Origin of the sequence: Microcystis sp. M049S2, assembly GCF_020245625.1 — a bacterium.
Lineage (GTDB): Bacteria > Cyanobacteriota > Cyanobacteriia > Cyanobacteriales > Microcystaceae > Microcystis > Microcystis ichthyoblabe_A.
Genome location: NZ_JADBUN010000292.1, coordinates 1 through 19972 on the forward strand (window position 1 = coordinate 1; position 19972 = coordinate 19972).

The following is a 19972-nucleotide window of genomic DNA, read 5'->3' on the forward strand; positions in this document are numbered from 1 at the left end:
AATTGAGATAGTTTGTGCCGCTTAAATAAAGAGGTTTTGATAACCAAATTAAAGCAGCTCTAAAGAGTTTTGAGTTAAAAGTTAAACTTCAAGTTTTCATTCAGGACGAATGTACTGATTAACTAATTTTTTGGGGAAAATTAGTTAAACCATCATTATAACATATAATTAATTTGCAAGAGTTCTAGTATAAACTCAAGTACATATACTCTAATACACTTAGTGCCAATATAGTTTAAGCAAAGTGCTGTTGAGGGAATTTTCCTTGATTAACCCGAAAATAGAAGCCCTACAAGTTTTTCAAGCCCTAGGGACGAGGATTTTCATAGTCATTGGCTAATCGATATCTAGAGACCCAAGATTTTGACTTCTCCAGCGAGAATTAGGTTCAAATAGAGTCGGGCCAATCACTAGACCTCTGGTAAAAATCAAAAATTGTCGAGGTTGATTAGGAGTCAGTGGCCAGTAGTCGGTCGTCTGGAGAACTAAGAATGAATAATAATCAATTAAATGCTCTATTTACATATTTTATGCCACTTAATCCTTATTTTTGACGTTTTTGAACCACTAAAAATTGATTATGCCAGAGGTTTACTGAAATCGTTAATATTAATTTTACTCTTGCCTTTTTAGATCTCCTGGCCCCTTGAAAAGCCCCATCTCATCCTGTATTCTGAGTCAGCGTAAGAACTATAAATGTCAAATCTCAATTGATCGACTTAAATCTTAAACTATAATCATTACCCGATCGCCCGGTATTGGAGGGACAAAACAACTCGTGAGTATAACTGATTTAATCCAAAAAGGCGGAGTGGCTATGTGGCCGCTGCTTTTTCTGTCTATTTTAGCTCTTAGCACTATTATCGAACGAATTTGGTTTTGGAGTCGCACCCTCCTTAGTGAGGGCCAGATTTTAAATCGCATTATGGAATCCGCCATCCGTAACTGGGATTTGGCAGCAAAAGTCGCTAGGGATTCCCGCAATCACCCCATCGGTAGCTATCTTTATGCTCCCCTGCGCTTAGAAAATCCAGATCCAGAGGTTTTTCACTTTGCCCTCGAGTCAGCTGCCGATGAACAATTATCTCTAATGAAACGGGGCGATAAAATCCTTGAGGCAGTCATCGCCCTTTCTCCCCTGCTAGGATTATTAGGAACGGTACTCGGTTTAATTACCTCTTTGGCTAATATTCAACTGAGTGACCTGGGAACTTCCTCCACAGCCGGAGTAACTTTAGGTATTAGTGAAGCTTTAATTTCCACCGCTACCGGCTTAATTGTCGCTATCTTTAGCCTCGCTTTCTATCGCATTTTTCAGGGACTCTGGTTCAATCAAGCTAGAATTTTTCGCAAGGCTGGCAGTGATTTAGAAATTATCTACCGTCAACGTTGGCTAGATGGAGAAGACCAACAATACTCCCTCAGTGCTAACCTAGAAAAACCCCTCGATCGCTAAGTCTCCCCCTTATAACCCATGGCCGAAACTAAATCTCTTAACCACAAAAAGTCAAAAAGTAGCCATATCACAGCCCGTCCGCTCAAATTATGGCATGATCAACACCGCATTCAAGAGGATGTGCAGGTTAATATCATTCCCCTGATCGATGTAATTTTCTGTATTCTCACCTTCTTTATTCTCGGTGCAGTGGGATTATCTCGCCAACAGGCTATCAGTCTTGATTTACCGAAAGCTAGTACCGCTACCACCCCGATGCGGGAAATGTTGGTGGTTAGTCTCGATGATTTCGGACAACTCTACGTCGAAAAACAGATGGTGACTCGCCTCCAGTTATTCGAGGCAATCAAGAATTATCATCAATATAGTCCCAATGGACTGATGGTACTGAATGCCTCCAGAAATGCCAGTTATAACGAAGTGGTTGGGGTTTTAGATCTACTGCGACAGGTGGGTGGCGATCGCGTGGCTTTAGCGACTCTATCGGGGGAAGCTAACAATCCCACAATAGAAAATAGCAATCCTTTGCCCAATTTGCCCACTAATCCTACCTTACCCGGTTTAACCAATCCTCTAGGCAGAAATTAACTAGGAATGGATGCGATAGCTGAGTAATTGTTCTTCGAGAGCTGCAATGCGATTGTAAGCCGCCGTCAATTGTGCCGTCAATCGGCGAATTTGGATTTCATCGGCAAAAGAATTTTCTCCACTGACAGCCGGGGCCTGTTTGCCACCGTGATCTCGGAGAATATCTTTATGATCGTAGAGGCTATTATCGGATAACTCGGAAAACCCGACCATTTCCAAGGATTCTCGCGGAGAACGACTCGATTTATCCCCAGCTAGGATAGCAATTTGCTGGCTGAGGCTTTCGACAATATCCTGTAGATGATCGACTTTCCGATCAAGACTGATAATCTGTTGTTGTAGTCCATTCATACAATTACCTAGGGATTAAGGAGGCTTCCCCTCTATGCTAGGCTCTGGAGGAAATGGACTATAACAATTTATGATTGATTTAACGATCCCTTTACTGCCCTTAACTGATCTTAATATATTGCCTGGGTCAACCGGCTGCCCCCGATAGCACTTCTATTAGAAATTAAGGTAAGCTGTTGAGCAGTAAGCCTCGATTTTAAGGAACTAAATTATGTTTAAAAATTGGTCTTTCGACGATTGGATGAATCATATCCTTTTTCTGGCTACAATTATGGCTTTGCTGGCGATTTGGCTGGGTAGATAATTAAAAACTATTTTTCTTTCCTGGTTTACCGAAAATTTGGGTTTAAGTTTCCCCGTCCATTTTACGGCAGGGAGTGTCAAAATAAGAAACAAAACCCTCAGCGATCGATAAGTACCTAAGCAAAATTAATTACACATTTCGATAAAGCTTTTGCCTCTTGCCTATTGCCTCTTGCCTATCTTCACTAGGAAATTTATTTTGCACGACTACTTATGACTGACTCAAACCCAAAAATTTGTATTCTCGGTGGTGGTTTTGGTGGACTCTATACTGCTTTGCGTTTGAGTCAATTGCCTTGGCAAGATCAACACCCTCCCCACATTACCTTAATTGATAAAAGCGATCGCTTTTTATTTTCTCCCCTTCTCTACGAATTAGTCACCTCAGAACTACAATCCTGGGAAATTGCTCCCCCTTTCAGCGAATTGCTCGCTAATACCCCCGTTGACTTCCAACAGGGAACCGTCACGGCGATCGATGTTAATAACCATAAAATAACCCTTGACAATCAAAACGATATATGCTATGACCGCCTCGTGATCGCCCTCGGTGGTCAATCTTCCCTTGACTTCCTACCCGGGGCCAGAACCCACGCTATCCCCTTTCGTAGTCTAGAGGATGCCTATCGTCTTCGGGATCGACTCAAAACCCTAGAACAATCCGATCGCGATAAAATTCGGGTCGCCATTATCGGGGGCGGTTATAGCGGCGTAGAATTAGCCTGTAAGCTGGCCGATCGTCTCGGAGAAAGGGGAAGGATTCGTCTGATCGAAAGAAATAGCGATATACTTGGCCCTTCAAACCAATTTAACCGCGACACCGCCAAGAAAGCCCTAGAAAAACGTCTAGTTTGGTTAGACCTCGAAACCACCGTCGCCGATATCCAAGCGGATCGCCTCTCCCTTGACTACAAAGGACAGATCGACAATATCCCCGTTGATCTAATTCTCTGGACCGTTAGCCCGATCGCCTCTCCACTGCTCGCTAATTTGCCCATAGCACATAATGAGCGCAAATTACTAAAAGTTAATCAATATTTACAAACTGTCGAAAACCCCAAGATCTACGCGATTGGCGATGCGGCCGATAGTCGCGACCAAGAGGATAAACCCTATGCTGCCACGGCCCAAGTAGCCCTTCAACAGTCCGACTACTGCGCTTGGAATATTTGGGCGAGTTTCCACGATAAACCGGCTTTACCCTTCCGTTATCAACCTTTAGGCGAAATGTTGACCCTCGGCATCGATGAAGCTACCATTAGCGGTTTAGGACTAGAATTAGCCGGTCCCCTTGCCCATCTTACCCGTCGCTTAGTCTATCTCTACCGTCTGCCTACCCTTAACCATCAAATCGCCGTAGCATTCAACTGGATTACCCAACCCCTTCTATCCCTCATTTCTGAGTAGCGAGTTCAGATATTCCTCCACTAACAAACTATCTCGATCGGTCAATTCCTGACCATCGAGACGATTTAAAAGCATTACTGCACCAAATAACTGATTATTAACCCTAATTGGCACAGCTAAAGCCGTTTTTATCCCCAAAGCCACCGCTATATCCTGACGGATGCGATTATCTCCTAGGGTTTGTCCCACCACCACCGGACAACTATCCCGGTAAACCACCGTACACAATCCCGACGTGGCAATATCACCCCTTTTGCCCACAATTGCCTGGCTGTTTTTACCCGCACCCGCGCGATAATAAATACTATCACCGTCAAATTCGGCAATGATAACCGTTTCTGTTGGAATTAAACCTAAAATTTCTTCAGCAATGCGATCGAGATTAGTTAATTTTTCCATAATGGTTTAGGGGTTGAGGAAATGGGGTGTTATACTCAAAAAAAGAGCAATTCATTAACTTTAGTCTATAGTTTGTGAACTCAAATGAAAGATAACACCCCCAAAGTAAAAAGTCTCAAATCTTATCTTCAGCATTTGCCTCAAAATGCGTCTGAAGCGATTGTTAGCACAAACTTTGCACCTTACCTGATATCATATTTAGGATTTTCAGACAAGGAGAGAATTCCACAGTACGACACGGGAGGCGGTGGGATTACCGACTTTGCCACTCGGAGAAACCTAGGAAACGATATTTTTTTGCAGACAAAGAGTAATCCTTTTCTGCTGATAGAGTTAAAGGGTAGAGAGATTAACCTAACTGAAAATAGTCCAAGTTATAAGGCAACTGTCAATCAGTTAAAGCGTCAGTTATTAGGGAATAACTGTCAAGCAGCCCAATGGGGAATTATCAACAATAGTTCACACATCCAGTTATTTAGAAAACATGGTAAAACCATTTTTCCTGCTACTACTTGCATAGAGCTAACTCCTGAGAACATTGATGATACTATAGCTCTGATCAAGACAAAAATTGACAACACTCCCAAAGCATTAACGGTTACTGTTTACAATAATAAAGGCGGTGTAGGCAAAACCACCACAACCGTAAATCTTGCCGCTTTCCTTGCCTTTTTAGGTAAAAAAGTTTTAGTTTTAGACTTTGATTTTAATCAACGAGATTTAACTAAATCTATCCTAACTATAAACCCAGAAGATGGACTACTAGAAAAGGCTTTAACTGACCGCAATATTGATCTAAAATCAGTGATTATTCCCTATACTTTTAAGAATCCAAAACGACAAATTACCTTCGACGTTGTTCCTGCTGATCCTAAAATGGCAGACTATCCGGACTTTCAGTATAATTCTCAAATGAAAATATTCACTCTCCATAGAAAATTAGACTTAGCTAGATATGAGTACGATTACATCTTTATAGATGCAGCTCCCAATTGGCGATTTCCTAGCCAGCTGGCTGTTTATGCTGCTGATGTTGTCCTCTTACCCACAAAACATAACAATTCATTCTCCCTTCATAATGCAGCCACTGCCATCAAGGAGTTTCTGCCGCCAATGCAAAAATTAAAAAAAGATGGGACTCCCATAGCCTTACCAATTTTTTTCAACGGTGAGAAGATTACTCAACCACAGTTAGAGATTGCCCAAAAAGAAATTAATCAAATACTAAAAAATGACAAAAACCTTGTACACTATTTTTATCCCAAACTCGCTCCTGCCAAAAAAGATTTACATATTCACCACCTGCCAGAATACGCTATTATAGCCAGTGCTGCTTTTGAGCGCGTGCCGGCCGTTTATAAACATATTTCTGTTTATTACTACTACCAAGACTTAGCAAAGGAGTATTTTTTACAATGATGGAATATACCGATATTGGTACTTTGAAGTATCTCTACTTAGATGAAATAGAAATTACCAATGGGACCGATGCTGATAGTTTTTTAATTGAAGCTACTGCTAAACTATTACAGCAGACAGGTGGACGCAATTGGCTGCCTGTAATCGTGAAAGAACTATCAGAGGATCGCTATGAAGTTATCGGCAACTCATTTGTTTATGCTGTGGCTGAAAGGGCTGGACTAGAAAGAATTTGGTGTATTATTGCCGATGGAACAGAAGATGCTAGGAATATATCCAGAGTTTTGGCAAGAGAAGAAACCCCAAAACTAAATCTTTCAACAGCTTCAAGAGAAGAAATTAAATCTGCTTTACAGTTCTTAATTGAACAACCGAATAGCCCAATAAAAACAGTTAAATTAGCTACTGCTACTGCTAGGATTGATGAAGCTCCCCGTCAATTCTGGAAGAGTTTAGATTCAATTGTTGCCCTCAAGTGTGGAATTACAAAAGGGAAGGGATTAGATTTACTCAAAACTGTCTTTTATCTCACTCCTGAATCTCAACAAGATGCAGTGATTGAGGAATTTTCAGAAGAAACTCTCAAACTCAAGACTGTTTCCGAATTAAAGACTCTAGCCAAAGAAAAAGGAATCGTTGGTTTAAGCAAGATGAAGAAAGCAGAGCTAGTCAGAATATTAGCGCAATAAGAAAAAGGAGTATCAACCAAAGTGAATGATCAATTATGAATTATCAATTGCTAGAAGATATTGAAAGTGAATTAAAGTGGCAGCAAAGCCTTTCTAACGAAGATATGGAATTGGGAGCTTTAATAATAATGGCACAGGAAGCCCTGATAGAAGAACAGGAGGTGAGAACATGAAGATAAAGGCTTTGGAGAAGAATGAAGTCAGCCAGAACCAAGAGGTTTCGTCTTTTTCTCAGTTTGCCGTAAAGGGTACAAGAAACAGCCAAGAGAAATTACGAGATTTGGAAAAAAAATCCATTTCACCCCAGCCTAGAGTTCAAAGAGGTGAAACCAAGAGAAAAAATCTGGTCAGTTAGAGTCGGCATTGGATGGCGAGCATTAGGGATTAAGAAGTCAGACGAAGAAAAGATAGCTTGGTTCTGGGTTGGGTCGCACTCCGAGTATGACAAGATTATAGGTAAGAATTAGGAGCGATCTAACCAATCACTGCACCCGACCGAGAGTTAGACTAATAATATTATTCAAGGTTGATGATAGCGGGTCAGTGCGATCGCCAATCAACTTGGTCTGGGTTGACGGCCAACGGTTGACCCGCTATCAGTTCTTCCAGCCTGTAAATTTAAAATAAGCAGTTGGTCATAGCAGATCATTTACCGGTAAAACATTAAGGAAGGTAAATTTTCTTTGTGGGGGGAGGGCAATGTCCAAGCTTTTGCCAACACTTCCAGATGGCAAGGTCTGTGATTTCATAGACCAGAAAACCCGTAATGATACGCCCGAAGAATATGTTCGCCAGAACATCGAGCGTCGATTGGTGCTGGAATTGGGCTATTTGCCAGAACAGATCGAGGTTGAGTATCCAATTAAGCAGGGTAGTAAGACTGTTCGAGTGGATCTGGCTATTTTCCGTGAGGGGGATCAACACAATCAGGAAAATATTTGGATCGTTATTGAGTGTAAAAAGGACTCGATATCGCCATCTGCTAGTAAAGACGGGATTGAGCAGCTTCGATCTTATATGGCGGCTTGTGATAACTCTGAGTGGGGGATGTGGACAAATGGTAGGAAAAAGACCGTCTTGCGTCGAATTAGGACAGAGGAAGGCATTGAGTATGAAGAGCCTAATGATATTCCTTCTAAGAATGGTAATGTTGAGGAAGTTGATCGCCCAACTCGTGAGTCACTAAAGAATGCAGTTGGTGATAATTTACTGTTTTCTTTTAAGATTTGCCACGATCATATTTATGTAACGGATGGGCTACAAAAACAACCTGCTTTTTTTGAGCTTTTAAAGGTTATTTTTTGCAAGATTCATGATGAGCGTAATTTTCCTAATCCTTTAGAATTTTATGCAACAGCGAAAGAGAAAAAGAGTAATGATGGTCGGTTAACTGTTTTTAATCGCATTAGCAAGATTTTTAGCGCAGTTAAAAAGCAATACCCTGCTATTTTTGATGCTAATGATGAAATTAAACTTCAACCTCGTTCTTTAGCTTATATTATCGGTGAGCTTCAACGTTATAGCTTTCTGAGTACAAATATTGATGTTAAAGGGAAAGCCTATGAAGAACTGGTTGGCGCAAATTTAAGGGGCGATCGTGGTGAATTTTTCACACCTCGAAATGTGCAAAAAATGACTATTCGTATGCTGGAGCCGAAAGTCACTGATAAGATTCTCGATCAATCCTGTGGGACGGGTGGCTTTTTGGTAATTGCGATGAATGAGGTAATCAAAAAGTTAAAACTACAAGCAGGAGTAACTGAGCAGTCATATCCTTGGATGCAAAATGCACTCAATTCTAAAATTCAAGAAACAGCTAAAATTAATTTCTTTGGGATTGATATTAATCCAGATTTAGTCAAAGCGACCAAGATGAATATGGTGATGAACAATGACGGCTCTGGAAATATTCTTAGACAAGATTCTCTGTTACATCCTCATCAATGGGAAGATAGTTTTCGGAAACAATTTGCCACGGCTTTAGCTATCGATCCAAAAACTTTACGCAGTGAGAAAGATCTGGGTCATTTTGATGTAATTGCAACCAATCCCCCCTTTGGTTCAAAGTTACCAATTAAGGATGAAGAAACCTTAAAACAATATCAGCTTGCCCATGTTTGGAAAGAAACTGAGTCTGGTTGGGAACCGACAGAACAACTTCAGGGTTCTGCATCACCTGAGATCTTGTTTATTGAACGATGCTGGCAATTTTTGAAACCAGGGGGACGGATGGGAATCGTTTTACCTGATGCAATTTTGGGCGCTCCTGGATTGATTTATGTGCGTTATTGGTTAATTAAGCATTGCCGAATTGTTGCTTCGATTGACCTACATCCTGATACTTTTCAGCCTCACAATGGGACGCAAACTTCGGTTTTGATTCTTCAGAAAAAGACTGAAAAGGAAATCGATCAAGGAACAATGTCTGATTATGAAATCTTTATGGCACAGGTGAAGGCGATCGGACATGACAAACGGGGTAACATCACCTACAGACGTAATGAGGAAGGGGAAGAGATACTGGTTCCAACTAATCCAGAGTCAATCCCTTTGATCGAGCGAACGGCAACGGGTGAAGGTGTGGCTAGACCGCTACCTCGTCAAAAGGTTGAGGATGATGATACGGATTTGGTAGCTAATGAGTTTATTGAGTGGAAGAAAAAGGTGGTACTAGGATGGTAACTTACGCTTTTAAATCTGATTACACGCCAGAGATACCTGATGATGAGTCGGAGAAACTATCGACGACGATCAAACTCAGTGAAGTCCTGGCTGCTGGTGTGCGTCTAGAGGCTTCTGCTTTTAGCATTGAGGCTCATAATGCAGTTACAGCTTTGACAAATAGTGGTTTACCTCTCATCCCACTTTATGGCAAGGAAGGTCTTTGTCAGGAAGCTCATAATGCTTTTCGCTTCAAGCGAATTTATGTAGATGCTGAACATGGCATTCCTTTTCTTTCCAGTTCTGACATTATTAGTTTGCGTCCAAGAATAGAAAATTATTTGAGTCGTAAATATACACAAAATCTATCTAAACTCTTAATTCAAAAGTGGGATATTTTAATTTCTTGTTCAGGAACTGTTGGTAATGTTAGTTTGGCGTGTGAAACACTAGCAGGGAAAGCTCTTTCACAAGACGCTATTCGACTTCGGGCAACTGATCCTGATCTAGCAGGTTTTATAGCAGCTTTTCTTCGTAGTCGATATGGTCGTCCTCAGCTTACTCAGGCTACCTATGGCTCAGTTATTGTTCACATTGAACCAGAGCATTTAGAACGAGTTTTAATTCCCGATTTGCCGCCGATTCGCCGGATTGAAATTGGTCGCTTGATGTGCCAAGCTGGAGAATTGCGTGATGAAGCAAATCATTTGTTAGATGAAGCCGATCGCCTTCTCCATGAACGTTTAAACCTACCCTATCTCAAAGATATTGCTCTGCGTGGTAGTGCATCTTTTACGACTACGATCAAAGCTTCTCAACTCATGGGACGCTTAGAAGCAAGTTTTCACAATCCCGAAGCGATCGCTGCTGAAAAACAACTAGCTCAGTTACCTGTTGAAATTACTAAAATTGGCGATCAGCGAATTACTAAAGAAGTTAGAGCAATTACAAAGTTTAGAGAACGCACCTATGTTGACAAAGGTGGTATTCCTATGCTTAGTAGTAAGCAAATTTTTCAAGTCGATCCAATTGATGTTAAACGACTTGCCAAGGGCGCACATACCAAAGATTTACCTGAAATTCAACTAGAAGAAAACATGATCGCTGTTACTCGTTCTGGCACGATTGGGAAAGTACAGATTATTCCTAAATACATGGCAGCATGGACAGCTAGTGAAGATGCAACTCGGATTCTAGCATCTGATGATATTAATGCAGGTTATCTTTATGCTTGGTTAGCCTCAGATTATGGCTACTGTCTGATGACTCGATGTTCCTATGGTTCGGTAATTCTTGAAGTTGATCAAGAAATGCTTGCTTCTGTCCATATTCCATTACCTGAACCAGCTATTAGAAATGAAATTGGGGATCTAGTTCTCAAAGCTAACCAACTACGCGATCAAGCTTGGCGCAGTGAACAAGAAGCGATCTCGAAATTAGAAAAACTGATTTCTTCTAAATCAAATACACCTATGAATAATCAAACACCTATCGAAAGCTTCTCTTTCGCAAATATTAAATTTGACTATAATGCAGAACCAATCTGGGAATTAGCCGCCCGACTTTCTGCCAAAATCCCCAATGAAGAATGGGCAAAACTACCAAAAGACTTAGCCCAAAACTTTGACCATTATCAACAGCAACAGGATAGTTAGTGAGAGTCGTTTTCGCCGATACAGGTTATTGGGTTGCCCTACTTAACCCTAGTGATAATTTGCACAAAAAAGCTGTTCAGCTATCAAAAACATTGCATCCCGTCTACATCGTTACCAGTGAAGCCGTCCTCATCGAAGTCTTAAACGACTTCTCTAAACGTGGTGAGTATTTCCGTGACTTAGCCATAGAGCTAACTCAAAATTTGCGTTCTAACCCCAATGTTCGTATTGTTCCCCAAACCAGTGAGCAATTTGAACAAGGATTAAGACTATATCAACAGCGTAAAGACAAAGCATGGAGTCATACAGATTGCGTATCTTTCAAAATAATGGAAGAAAATGGAATCAGAGAAGCACTCGCTTATGACAAACATTTTGCCCAAGCAGGATTCACCGCTCTGATGCGGAATTGTCGGGTATGAGTTCGGAAGTAACGCCCGATTTTAGCAGAGAGTTTCGCCTTAAAAATCCCAACTTAGTAGATTTACAAAAATGAGATGCAGCCTTCGTTTAACTGAATATATCGGATATAATCAAAGACAGGTCATTGAACGTTAAAGAAATACCGTGAACATCAGCCTAGATCTACCTTCAGAGCTAGAGAATCAGTTATCTACAAAATCCTCCTAGAACAGGGCTGGAGCTAGTTGCTTATTGGGAAAGCGTTGGGTTTATTGGCTCCCGACCTGATATTATCGATAGTTAGGAGCAGTCAAGCAAATTGCGCCATGAAGCTGAAACCCGTGAGCAGGCTTAGGTAGTAAATGTACCTTGTCGATGATGCTGACGAACCAGCAAAAGGTTCGTAAAAACCTACAGCTTGTAGCACCGTTATCTGTAAATAGGGTTTGCTGAATAAATCTAAAAACCTTGTTGGATAAGACTTTTAGACTTTTTTGACCTCAAAAAGTGCCGACCATTGGAGTGATTGGGGGGAAAATTCAGGTACTTTTTCCCTGAAAATTAGGTAATTGACACCTTCAAAATCGCTAAAACCCCACACCCTACACCCTACACCCCACACCCTGCCACCAGGAAAAACTTTTTCAGCAGACCCTAAATATTCTCGTTTTCAAGGTTTAATTGGGCAATAGCTCCATCAATTAAATCACAGCCCTCCCCCAAGGATTCGATGCGCGAAAACCGATCGCGCCAAACCGCCGCACCGGTAAAATCCTGACAATACCAAGCCAGATGTTTCCGCGCTTGCCAGATACCGCGTTGTCCCTTGTATAGCCATAGCCCCTGTAAATGCTCTTTAGCTAGGCTTAACAGGTCAATAGAGGTGGGTTTCGGCAACTTTTTGCCGGTTTTGAGGTAATAATCGATTTCCCCCACCAAATAGGGATAACCGAGGGTTCCCCGCGAACACATCACCCCATCGGCCTGGGTAAATTCCAAACAATTAATTGCCGCTTCCACAGAAACAATATCACCATTAGCAATGACAGGAATTGATAAAACCTCCTTCACCCGTTTAATCCATTGCCAATCGGCCGGCCCGTGATAACCCTGTTCCCTAGTGCGTGCGTGCAGGGTCAACATTTGCGCTCCCGCATCTTCCAAACGACGGGCAAAATCGATAATATTAATCTCCTGAGCGTTCCATCCCAAGCGAGTTTTCACCGTTACTGGCACCGATACCGCTCCCACCACTTCCCTAACAATTTGCTCGGCAATTTCTGGCTGTCGTAAAAGCGAAGAACCGCCGCCTTTTTTAGTAATTTTATTAACAGGACAACCCATATTAATATCGATGGTCATCGCTCCTTCTTTAACCGCTTTTTCCGCCGCCACAGCCATAAAATCGGGACGGCAATCAAATAACTGCATACTAATTGGTTGTTCTTTGTCCCCGATAACCATCAATTGCGGTAACTCTTGCAGCTGGGAGATTTCTGTTGCATTAACCATCTCCGTATAGAGCATCGAATCAGGAGCAAAGCGTCTCACCAGGCGCCGAAAAACTAAATCGGTGACACCGGATAAAGGTGATTGCAAGACGCGGCTATGCACTTCTAAGTTACCGATTTTGAGAGGGGATGAGTAGATAGCCATAGGAAAGGTTAAAAAATCAACAGCCAACACCAGCAAACCGAACAATTAGGGGATAGTTCCGTCACTGTTAGCATTTTGCCAACCCCTAATATATGGTTAACCGTCAACTTCTAGTCTAAAACTACCTGTATGATGATTGGAGAGGATAGAATCCTATCTCCCCTAAACGAGTAATTAAACAAAAATTTCGCTTTTTTTTATGGATAATCTGCAACTCTGGCAACGTTACCAAGATTGGTTATACTATCACCCTAACCTAGAACTTTATCTCGATGTCAGTCGGATTCCCTTTGATGAGGCTTTTCTCAAAGGTCTAGAAGCAAAATTTGAGCGCGCTTTCCAAGATATGGCAGCTTTAGAACGGGGCGCGATCGCCAATCCCGACGAACAGCGTATGGTCGGCCACTACTGGCTGCGCGCTCCTGAACTCGCTCCTAACCAGGAATTGCGGGACGAAATCACCGAACCTATAGCACAGATCAAAGAATTTGTCAAAAAAATTCACTCCGGAGCGATTAAGCCGCCCAATCGGGCAAAATTTAGCCATATCCTCTGTGTCGGCATCGGGGGGTCTGCTTTGGGTCCCCAATTCGTTGCCGAGGCTCTATCCCCCCTTAATCCCCCCTTAGAGATTGCTTTTATTGATAATACCGACCCCAAAGGCATCGATCGCACCCTAGCCCATTTACCCCTAGCTACCACCCTGGTTATCGTCACCAGTAAATCTGGCGGCACTCCCGAAGCGAGAAACGGAATGTTAGAAGTCCGCAACGCTTACGAAAAACTGGATTTAGACTTTCCGCAACACGCGGTCGCCGTCACTATGCCGGGTAGCCAACTGGACAAATACGCCCAAGATTGGCTAACTCGTTTCCCCATGCAGGATTGGGTCGGTGGTCGTACATCAGAACTATCCGCTGTCGGTCTTCTCCCGGCCGCTTTGCAGGGTATCGACATTGATGAAATGTTAGCCGGGGCCAAAGAAATGGATATCGCCACCCGCGTCCATAACCTGAAAAAAAACCCTAGCGCCCTACTGGCTCTAGCTTGGTATCATGAGGGCAACGGCAAGGGAGAGAAAGATATGGTGATTCTGCCCTACAAAGACAGTCTCTATCTCTTTAGCCGCTATCTGCAACAATTGGTCATGGAGTCCCTCGGTAAAGAAAAAGACCTCGATGGCAATAAGGTGTACCAAGGTATCGCCGTCTATGGTAACAAAGGTTCCACGGACCAACACGCCTACGTCCAACAATTACGCGAAGGGATTCCCAATTTCTTCGCTACTTTTATTGAAGTGTTAAAAGACCGACAAGGAGATTCCATGGAAGTGGAAACCGGCTCCACTGCCGGCGATTTCCTGTCGGGATTACTGCAAGGTACTCGACAAGCTTTATACGAAAATAGTCGTCACTCTATCACTATCACTATCCCAGAGGTTACTCCCCGTCAGGTAGGGGCCTTAATTGCCCTCTACGAACGGGCCGTTAGTTTCTATGCTAGTTTAGTTAATATTAACGCCTACCATCAACCTGGGGTAGAAGCAGGGAAAAAAGCCGCCGCTTCCATTCTGGATTTACAAAGAAAAATCGTGCAAGTTGTCCGGGAAACGGGAACTGCTCTCGACCTAACCACACTAGCGGCCAAAATCGGCTCTAGTGACCAAGTTGAGGCTATCTATAAAATCGTCCGTCATCTCCACGCTAATCAGCGCAGTTTAACTATTACCGGCGATTTAAGTAAACCGGAAACGATCCAAATCTCTACCCGCTAATCAATTATCAGTTATCAGTTATCAGTTATCAGTTATCAGTTATCAGTTATCAGATGTAAGTTAATTAGTTAATTAGTTATTTATTTATCTTCATCTTTATCCCTGATAACTGATTACTGTTTACTTTTCACTGTTTACTGTTTACTTTTCACTGATTACTGTTTACTTTTCACTGATTACTGTTTACTGATCACTGATCACTGAATGTAACTAACCATGGAAATGCTCGAAAACCTGAAAATGGCTTTTTCCGCTTTGATGGGCAATAAACTGCGTAGTGGTCTGACTATGCTGGGAATTGCTATCGGTAACGCCTCCGTCATTGCCCTAGTGGGAGTGGGTGAAGGAGCGCAAAAAGTCGCTCTCGAGCAGTTTGAAGCCCTCGGTCCGAATGTTTTATTTGTTTCCACCTCCTCGCGCAATGTCCGGCGGACAATTCCTAATCCCCGGCCTCTCACCTACGAAGATGCCCAAGCGATCGCATCTCAAGTTCCCGCCATTGCCGCCATTTCTCCCGAATTGAGCGGGACAAGAGTCTTATCCTTCGGTAATAGAACCAGTAATAGCCCCCTGATCGGGGTGGGAGCCGAATACCTAAACGTGCGTAACCGTCAACTGTCTAAAGGTAGATTTATTATGGAATCTGACCTGAAACGGGATAATCGGGTGATTGTCTTGGGATCGGAATTAGCTAAAAATCTCTTTGGTAATCGCAATCCCGTCGGCGAAAATCTTCGCATCGGCGATCTTAGTTTTCAAGTTATTGGAGTTTTACAGGCGAAAGGCTCCTTATTTGAGGCTAATCAGGACGACCGAGCCTTAATTCCCCTAACTACCATGTCTAATCAGGTTCAAGGCCGCAGAGCTATCTTTGGCATTCCCCTGACTCATATTTCTGTCTTGGCCAAAAACTCTGCCCAAATTAAAGCCGCCCAGTTTCAGATTAGCAACCTGCTGCAAATGCGTCATCAGGTCAGTGACGAGAATTATGTGCAGATTTTCCCCCAAACCGCAGTCTTAGAAATGACCAAAGAAACTAACGATAGTTTAACTAGAATGTTAGCCTCGATCGCTAGTATTTCCCTTTTTGTCGGGGGAATCGGTGTCATGAATATTATGCTCGTGTCAGTCACGGAGAGAACCCAAGAAATCGGGTTAAGAAAGGCTTTAGGAGCCAAAGAAGGGGATATAAAAGGTCAATTTCTCATTGAATCGGTGATTTTAGCCACCACTGGCGGAATTATCGGGATTTTTGTCGGCATTCAAGGAATGTATCTGGCGGGAATTTTTGCCGCTTTAACCACCAGTGTCTCAATCCCTGCCATAATTCTCGCTTTAGGAGTTTCCAGCGCCATCGGTCTGATTTTTGGTGTTGTTCCCGCTCATCGTGCAGCTAAATTAGATCCGATAGTGGCTTTGAGAAGATTATAGTTTTTCTAGTTCTTGTCCTGGCCTCGGGATTCTATACCCGCGTCCGTTGCCGTAAAGCCCTCCGCTTGCGCTAATATTTGCAAATTATGGGCTATGGAGGCGAAGGAATCGGCAGGATATTCGATCAAAGTGGCGGAATCGAGAAAAGTTTCCACTCCCACGGGACAACCCAAATAATCAGCCACCGCTTTTGGAGTAGTGGAACCAAGGAGAATAGTTCCCGATTGTCTCACAGAAGATAGCTTTTCCCAAGGCTCATCGATCATTAAGGATAAATGGGTGGGAGCAAAAAGATTCGATAATTCGATCGCTTTTTCCAATGATTCCACCACCACGATTAAACCATAATGAGCGATCGCTTTTTCCGTTAACAATCTCTGGGGATGTACCTGTAACTGTTTTTGTACTTCTTCCTGTACTATTAACGCCAAAGCCTTATCCGTCGTCAATAAAATCGCAGCCGCTAGAGAATACTGTTCCGCTTGCGCTAATAGATCTAGGGCCAACTGTCTAGGATTAGCTTGACTATCGGCAATAATAACTAAATCAGAAGTAATAGAGAGATAATCGATTTTTACATGGTCAGAAACCAGTTTTTTAGCCAAATTAGTGTAAAAATCACCTATTCCAGCAATCATCTCCACAGGAGCGATCGTTTTTGTCCCGTAGGCTAAAGCGGCGATCGCCTGTGGTCCAGCCACCCGATAAATTTCACTAATACCCACCGATTGGGCTGCCACTAAAATCGCCGGATGGATGCGTAAATCCTCATCGGCGGGAGATACCATGACAATCCGTTTAACCCCCGCTATTTTGGCAGGAATCGCCTGCTGGAGCAATAAACTGAGATAGGCCCGTTTACCATCGGGAACGACAATTCCCACACTGTTAATCGGTTGATAACGTTTCCCTCGAACCGTACCATCCTCAGGAAACTGCACCCAAGCTTTGGGGAGACGCTGACGGTGAAAAGCCTCCATTTTTGCACAGGCAATAGCGATCGCATTTAATAACTCCTGGGACACCTGTTGATAAGCTGCATCGAGTTCCGAGCCACTCACCTTCAGTTGTTGTAGATTAAGGGACTGTTGGTAGAATTTTTCCGTGTAATCCACCAACGAGCGATCGCCAGAAAGTCGCACCTGCTCGACAATCTCTCGGACAAGCGATTCTTTTTCCCGAATTTCCGGATCGTCGAACCGTTCCCGAATTCGTCTCAGTTCCGTTCTGGCTGACCATGGCTCTGTGATAATTCGCAACATCGAGCTATTATCCTCTAGGGGCGAAACGAGATTAAAAGGTTTTCACTTCTCACACTCTAGCTTATCGCTTTCAATCTTGACCGGGGAGGGAGACAAAGTCGGTTAATTTAGCCGTCGGTAGGTAGGAGTCAGGAAATAGGGTGATAGGGTTTTGGGGTGATAGGGTTTTGGGGTGATAGGGTGATGAGACAGCTTCCCCACTTTCCCACTTCCCCATCTCCCCACTTCCCGATTTCCCCAATTCCCCACTTCCCCACACCCCACACCCCACACCCCACACCCCACTTCCCCACACCCCACACCTCACACCCCACTTCCCCACTTCCCCACTTCCCCACTTCCCCACTTCCCGATTTCCCCAAGGTAACAAAACCAGATATTCTACTAAATAGTCGCCTATCACACCAGCCTGATCTCGTGGTCGTCCAATGCAGTTTGCCAAGATATTAATCGCCAATCGCGGGGAAATCGCCTTAAGAATCCTTCATAGTTGCGAAGAATTGGGCATTAGAACCGTTGCCGTCCACTCTACCATCGATCGCCATGCCCTTCATGTTCAACTGGCCGATGAGAGTGTTTGTATTGGTCCGCCTCCGAGCAGCAAAAGTTACTTAAATATCCCTAATATCATCTCGGCTGCCCTAACGCGCAACGCCACGGCCATCCATCCCGGTTACGGTTTTTTGGCAGAAAACGCCCGCTTTGCCGAAATTTGTGCCGATCATCAGTTAACTTTTATCGGTCCGTCCCCCAGCGCTATCCTGGCTATGGGCGATAAATCCACCGCTAAAAAAACCATGCAAAAAGCGGGAGTTCCCACTATCCCCGGCAGTGGTGGTTTAATTACCTCAGAAGCGGAAGCAAAACGTATCGCTGATGACATCGGTTATCCTGTCCTGATTAAAGCCACCGCCGGCGGTGGAGGGCGTGGGATGCGTCTTGTCAAGAGTGCAGATGAACTAGGTAATATGTTAAAAGCCGCCCAAGGGGAAGCAGAAGCGGCTTTTGGCAATTCAGGAGTATATCTAGAAAAATTTATCGAATGTCCCCGACATATCGAGTTTCAGATTTTGGCCGATAGTCACGGTAACGTGATCCATTTAGGAGAAAGAGACTGTTCGATTCAGCGACGACACCAAAAACTGCTAGAAGAGGCCCCCAGTCCCTTCTTAACGCCCCATTTACGCTCAAAAATGGGTAATGCCGCCGTTAAAGCCGCTAAATCGATTAATTACGTCGGGGTGGGAACCGTGGAATTTTTAGTCGATAAACACGGTAATTTTTACTTCATGGAAATGAACACCCGTATTCAGGTGGAACACCCCGTCACGGAGATGATCACGGGGATAGACCTGATCCGAGAACAAATTCTGGTGGCACAGGGCGAAAAACTGCAAATTAAGCAAGATCAGGTGATATTTAGAGGGCATTCGATCGAGTGTCGCATTAATGCCGAGGATCCCGATCACAATTTTCGCCCTCACCCTGGCAAAATTAGCGCTTATCTGCCCCCCGGCGGTCCCGGTGTCCGCATGGATTCCCACGTTTACACCGATTACGAAATCCCCCCCTATTACGATTCCCTAATTGGTAAGTTAATTGTCTGGGGAGAAAATCGCGAAACTGCGATTAAACGCATGAAACGCGCTCTGCGGGAATGTGCGATCACGGGAGTACCGACGACTATTGATTTCCATCGTAAAATACTGGAAACTCCCGCCTTTTTAGCTGGAGATGTTTACACTAATTTCATCCAGGAACATCTCTTGCCCTAGGGCGTTACCATAAATTTTAGACGAGAGTAGGTTGGGGATAATAATGACAGTAGAAGTTAAATTTAACTCGTTTCAACTCAGCGATGAACAGTTCTTTCAACTTTGTCAGGATAACCGAGATTTACGTTTGGAACGCAACCCAAAAGGAGATTTAATTATTATGCCACCGACTGGAGGAGAAACCAGCAATTCTAACGCTGGAATCACTGCCCAATTATGGTTATGGAATAACCTACATAAATTAGGTGTAGTTTTTGATTCCTCCACGGGGTTTAAACTACCGAATGGGGCCGATCGCTCTCCCGATGCTGCTTGGATACCCTTAGAAAAATGGCAAGCTTTAACCCCGCAACAAAAGGAAAGATTTTTACCTCTATCTCCCGATTTTGTCATTGAATTAATGTCTCCTAGTGATAGCCTAGAAACCGCTAGGAAAAAAATGCAGGAATATTTAGATAATGGAACTCGTTTAGGTTGGTTAATCAATAGAAAAACTAGAGAAGTAGAAATTTATCGTCAAGGACAGGCAGTAGAAATTTTAACTAATCCAGAGAGTTTATCGGGGGAAAATATTTTATCTCAATTTGTCTTAGAACTTGATAATATTTGGTAATTCTATAATCCTATAAAAGAGAATCTATGATGACAGTAGTAGAAATTAAATTTGAATCTTGGCAACTGAGCGATGAACAGTTTTTTCAACTTTGTCAGGATAACCGAGATTTACGTTTGGAACGCAACGCA

Annotated in this window: 18 protein-coding genes and 1 pseudogene; 14 read left to right on the top strand and 5 right to left on the bottom strand. The window is 43.2% G+C overall.

Annotation, left to right across the window (positions count from 1 at the left end):
• Positions 1–817: 817 nt before the first annotated feature.
• The gene (locus IM496_RS22020) at positions 818–1456 is read left to right on the top strand and encodes a MotA/TolQ/ExbB proton channel family protein (protein ID WP_002800075.1); all 639 of its coding nucleotides are present in this window, start codon (positions 818–820) and stop codon (positions 1454–1456) included.
• Positions 1457–1474: 18 nt separating this feature from the next.
• The gene (locus IM496_RS22025) at positions 1475–2044 is read left to right on the top strand and encodes an ExbD/TolR family protein (RefSeq protein ID WP_104397604.1); all 570 of its coding nucleotides are present in this window, start codon (positions 1475–1477) and stop codon (positions 2042–2044) included.
• Here IM496_RS22025 and IM496_RS22030 read toward each other — a convergent pair whose 3' ends face one another.
• Positions 2045–2395, bottom strand: a complete 351-nt coding sequence (locus IM496_RS22030) for a hypothetical protein (RefSeq protein ID WP_104397605.1) — start codon at positions 2393–2395, stop codon at positions 2045–2047. It abuts the gene before it with no gap.
• A 516-nt stretch (positions 2396–2911) separates the two neighbouring features.
• Between IM496_RS22030 and IM496_RS22035 the strand changes: the two genes are divergently transcribed.
• Entirely contained in the window at positions 2912–4105 is a 1194-nt protein-coding gene (locus IM496_RS22035; protein WP_287663347.1) for an NAD(P)/FAD-dependent oxidoreductase, read from the top strand.
• Here IM496_RS22035 and IM496_RS22040 read toward each other — a convergent pair.
• Positions 4085–4504: a GAF domain-containing protein gene (locus IM496_RS22040; RefSeq protein ID WP_194013246.1), complete on the bottom strand. Its 420-nt coding sequence runs from the start codon at positions 4502–4504 to the stop codon at positions 4085–4087. The two genes, IM496_RS22035 and IM496_RS22040, sit on opposite strands and share 21 nt — an antisense overlap.
• Positions 4505–4588: 84 nt before the next feature.
• Here IM496_RS22040 and IM496_RS22045 point away from each other — a divergent pair, with 84 nt between their 5' ends.
• The 7 genes and pseudogenes from IM496_RS22045 (at position 4589) to IM496_RS22075 (ending at position 11350) form a co-directional block, all read left to right on the top strand.
• The gene (locus IM496_RS22045; RefSeq protein ID WP_287663348.1) at positions 4589–5923 is read left to right on the top strand and encodes a ParA family protein; all 1335 of its coding nucleotides are present in this window, start codon (positions 4589–4591) and stop codon (positions 5921–5923) included.
• Positions 5920–6612, top strand: a complete 693-nt coding sequence (locus IM496_RS22050; RefSeq protein WP_287663350.1) for a Rho termination factor N-terminal domain-containing protein — start codon at positions 5920–5922, stop codon at positions 6610–6612. The genes IM496_RS22045 and IM496_RS22050 overlap by 4 nt, the downstream gene beginning before the upstream one ends.
• A gap of 35 nt (positions 6613–6647) precedes the next feature.
• Positions 6648–6785: a hypothetical protein gene (locus IM496_RS22055; RefSeq protein ID WP_194013278.1), complete on the top strand. Its 138-nt coding sequence runs from the start codon at positions 6648–6650 to the stop codon at positions 6783–6785.
• 21 nt (positions 6786–6806) lie between these two features.
• Positions 6807–7079: pseudogene (locus tag IM496_RS22060) on the top strand (ParE family toxin-like protein).
• A gap of 232 nt (positions 7080–7311) precedes the next feature.
• A complete protein-coding gene (locus IM496_RS22065; protein ID WP_287663352.1) occupies positions 7312–9294 on the top strand; it encodes a type I restriction-modification system subunit M in 1983 nt (660 codons plus the stop codon).
• A complete protein-coding gene (locus IM496_RS22070; RefSeq protein ID WP_287663354.1) occupies positions 9288–10928 on the top strand; it encodes a restriction endonuclease subunit S in 1641 nt (546 codons plus the stop codon). Before IM496_RS22065 ends, IM496_RS22070 begins: the two co-directional genes overlap by 7 nt.
• Positions 10928–11350 carry a type II toxin-antitoxin system VapC family toxin gene (locus tag IM496_RS22075; protein WP_002757383.1) on the top strand — a complete coding sequence of 141 codons (423 nt, stop codon included), beginning with the start codon at positions 10928–10930 and terminating at the stop codon, positions 11348–11350. The genes IM496_RS22070 and IM496_RS22075 overlap by 1 nt, the downstream gene beginning before the upstream one ends.
• Positions 11351–11984: 634 nt before the next feature.
• Here the strand turns inward: IM496_RS22075 and dusB are convergent.
• The gene (gene dusB / locus IM496_RS22080) at positions 11985–12986 is read right to left on the bottom strand and encodes a tRNA dihydrouridine synthase DusB (protein WP_287663356.1); all 1002 of its coding nucleotides are present in this window, start codon (positions 12984–12986) and stop codon (positions 11985–11987) included.
• Between the two features lie 199 nt (positions 12987–13185).
• On the opposite strand from dusB, the gene IM496_RS22085 reads away from it, so the two are divergent.
• Positions 13186–14760: a glucose-6-phosphate isomerase gene (locus tag IM496_RS22085; protein ID WP_287663357.1), complete on the top strand. Its 1575-nt coding sequence runs from the start codon at positions 13186–13188 to the stop codon at positions 14758–14760.
• Positions 14761–14976: 216 nt separating this feature from the next.
• On the top strand, positions 14977–16191 hold the full coding sequence (locus tag IM496_RS22090) for an ABC transporter permease (RefSeq protein ID WP_287663359.1): 1215 nt from the start codon (positions 14977–14979) through the stop codon (positions 16189–16191).
• 5 nt (positions 16192–16196) lie between these two features.
• On the opposite strand, the gene hisD is transcribed toward IM496_RS22090, so the two are convergent.
• Complete coding sequence (gene hisD / locus IM496_RS22095) at positions 16197–17453, bottom strand: histidinol dehydrogenase (protein ID WP_287663361.1); 1257 nt, start codon at positions 17451–17453, stop codon at positions 16197–16199.
• Positions 17454–17523: 70 nt separating this feature from the next.
• Complete coding sequence (locus tag IM496_RS22100) at positions 17524–17895, bottom strand: hypothetical protein (RefSeq protein ID WP_287663363.1); 372 nt, start codon at positions 17893–17895, stop codon at positions 17524–17526.
• Between IM496_RS22100 and accC the strand changes: the two genes are divergently transcribed.
• A complete protein-coding gene (gene accC / locus IM496_RS22105) occupies positions 17882–19228 on the top strand; it encodes an acetyl-CoA carboxylase biotin carboxylase subunit (RefSeq protein WP_008203409.1) in 1347 nt (448 codons plus the stop codon). The two genes, IM496_RS22100 and accC, sit on opposite strands and share 14 nt — an antisense overlap.
• A 43-nt stretch (positions 19229–19271) precedes the next feature.
• Complete coding sequence (locus IM496_RS22110; RefSeq protein ID WP_287663366.1) at positions 19272–19841, top strand: Uma2 family endonuclease; 570 nt, start codon at positions 19272–19274, stop codon at positions 19839–19841.
• Positions 19842–19972: the final 131 nt, after the last annotated feature.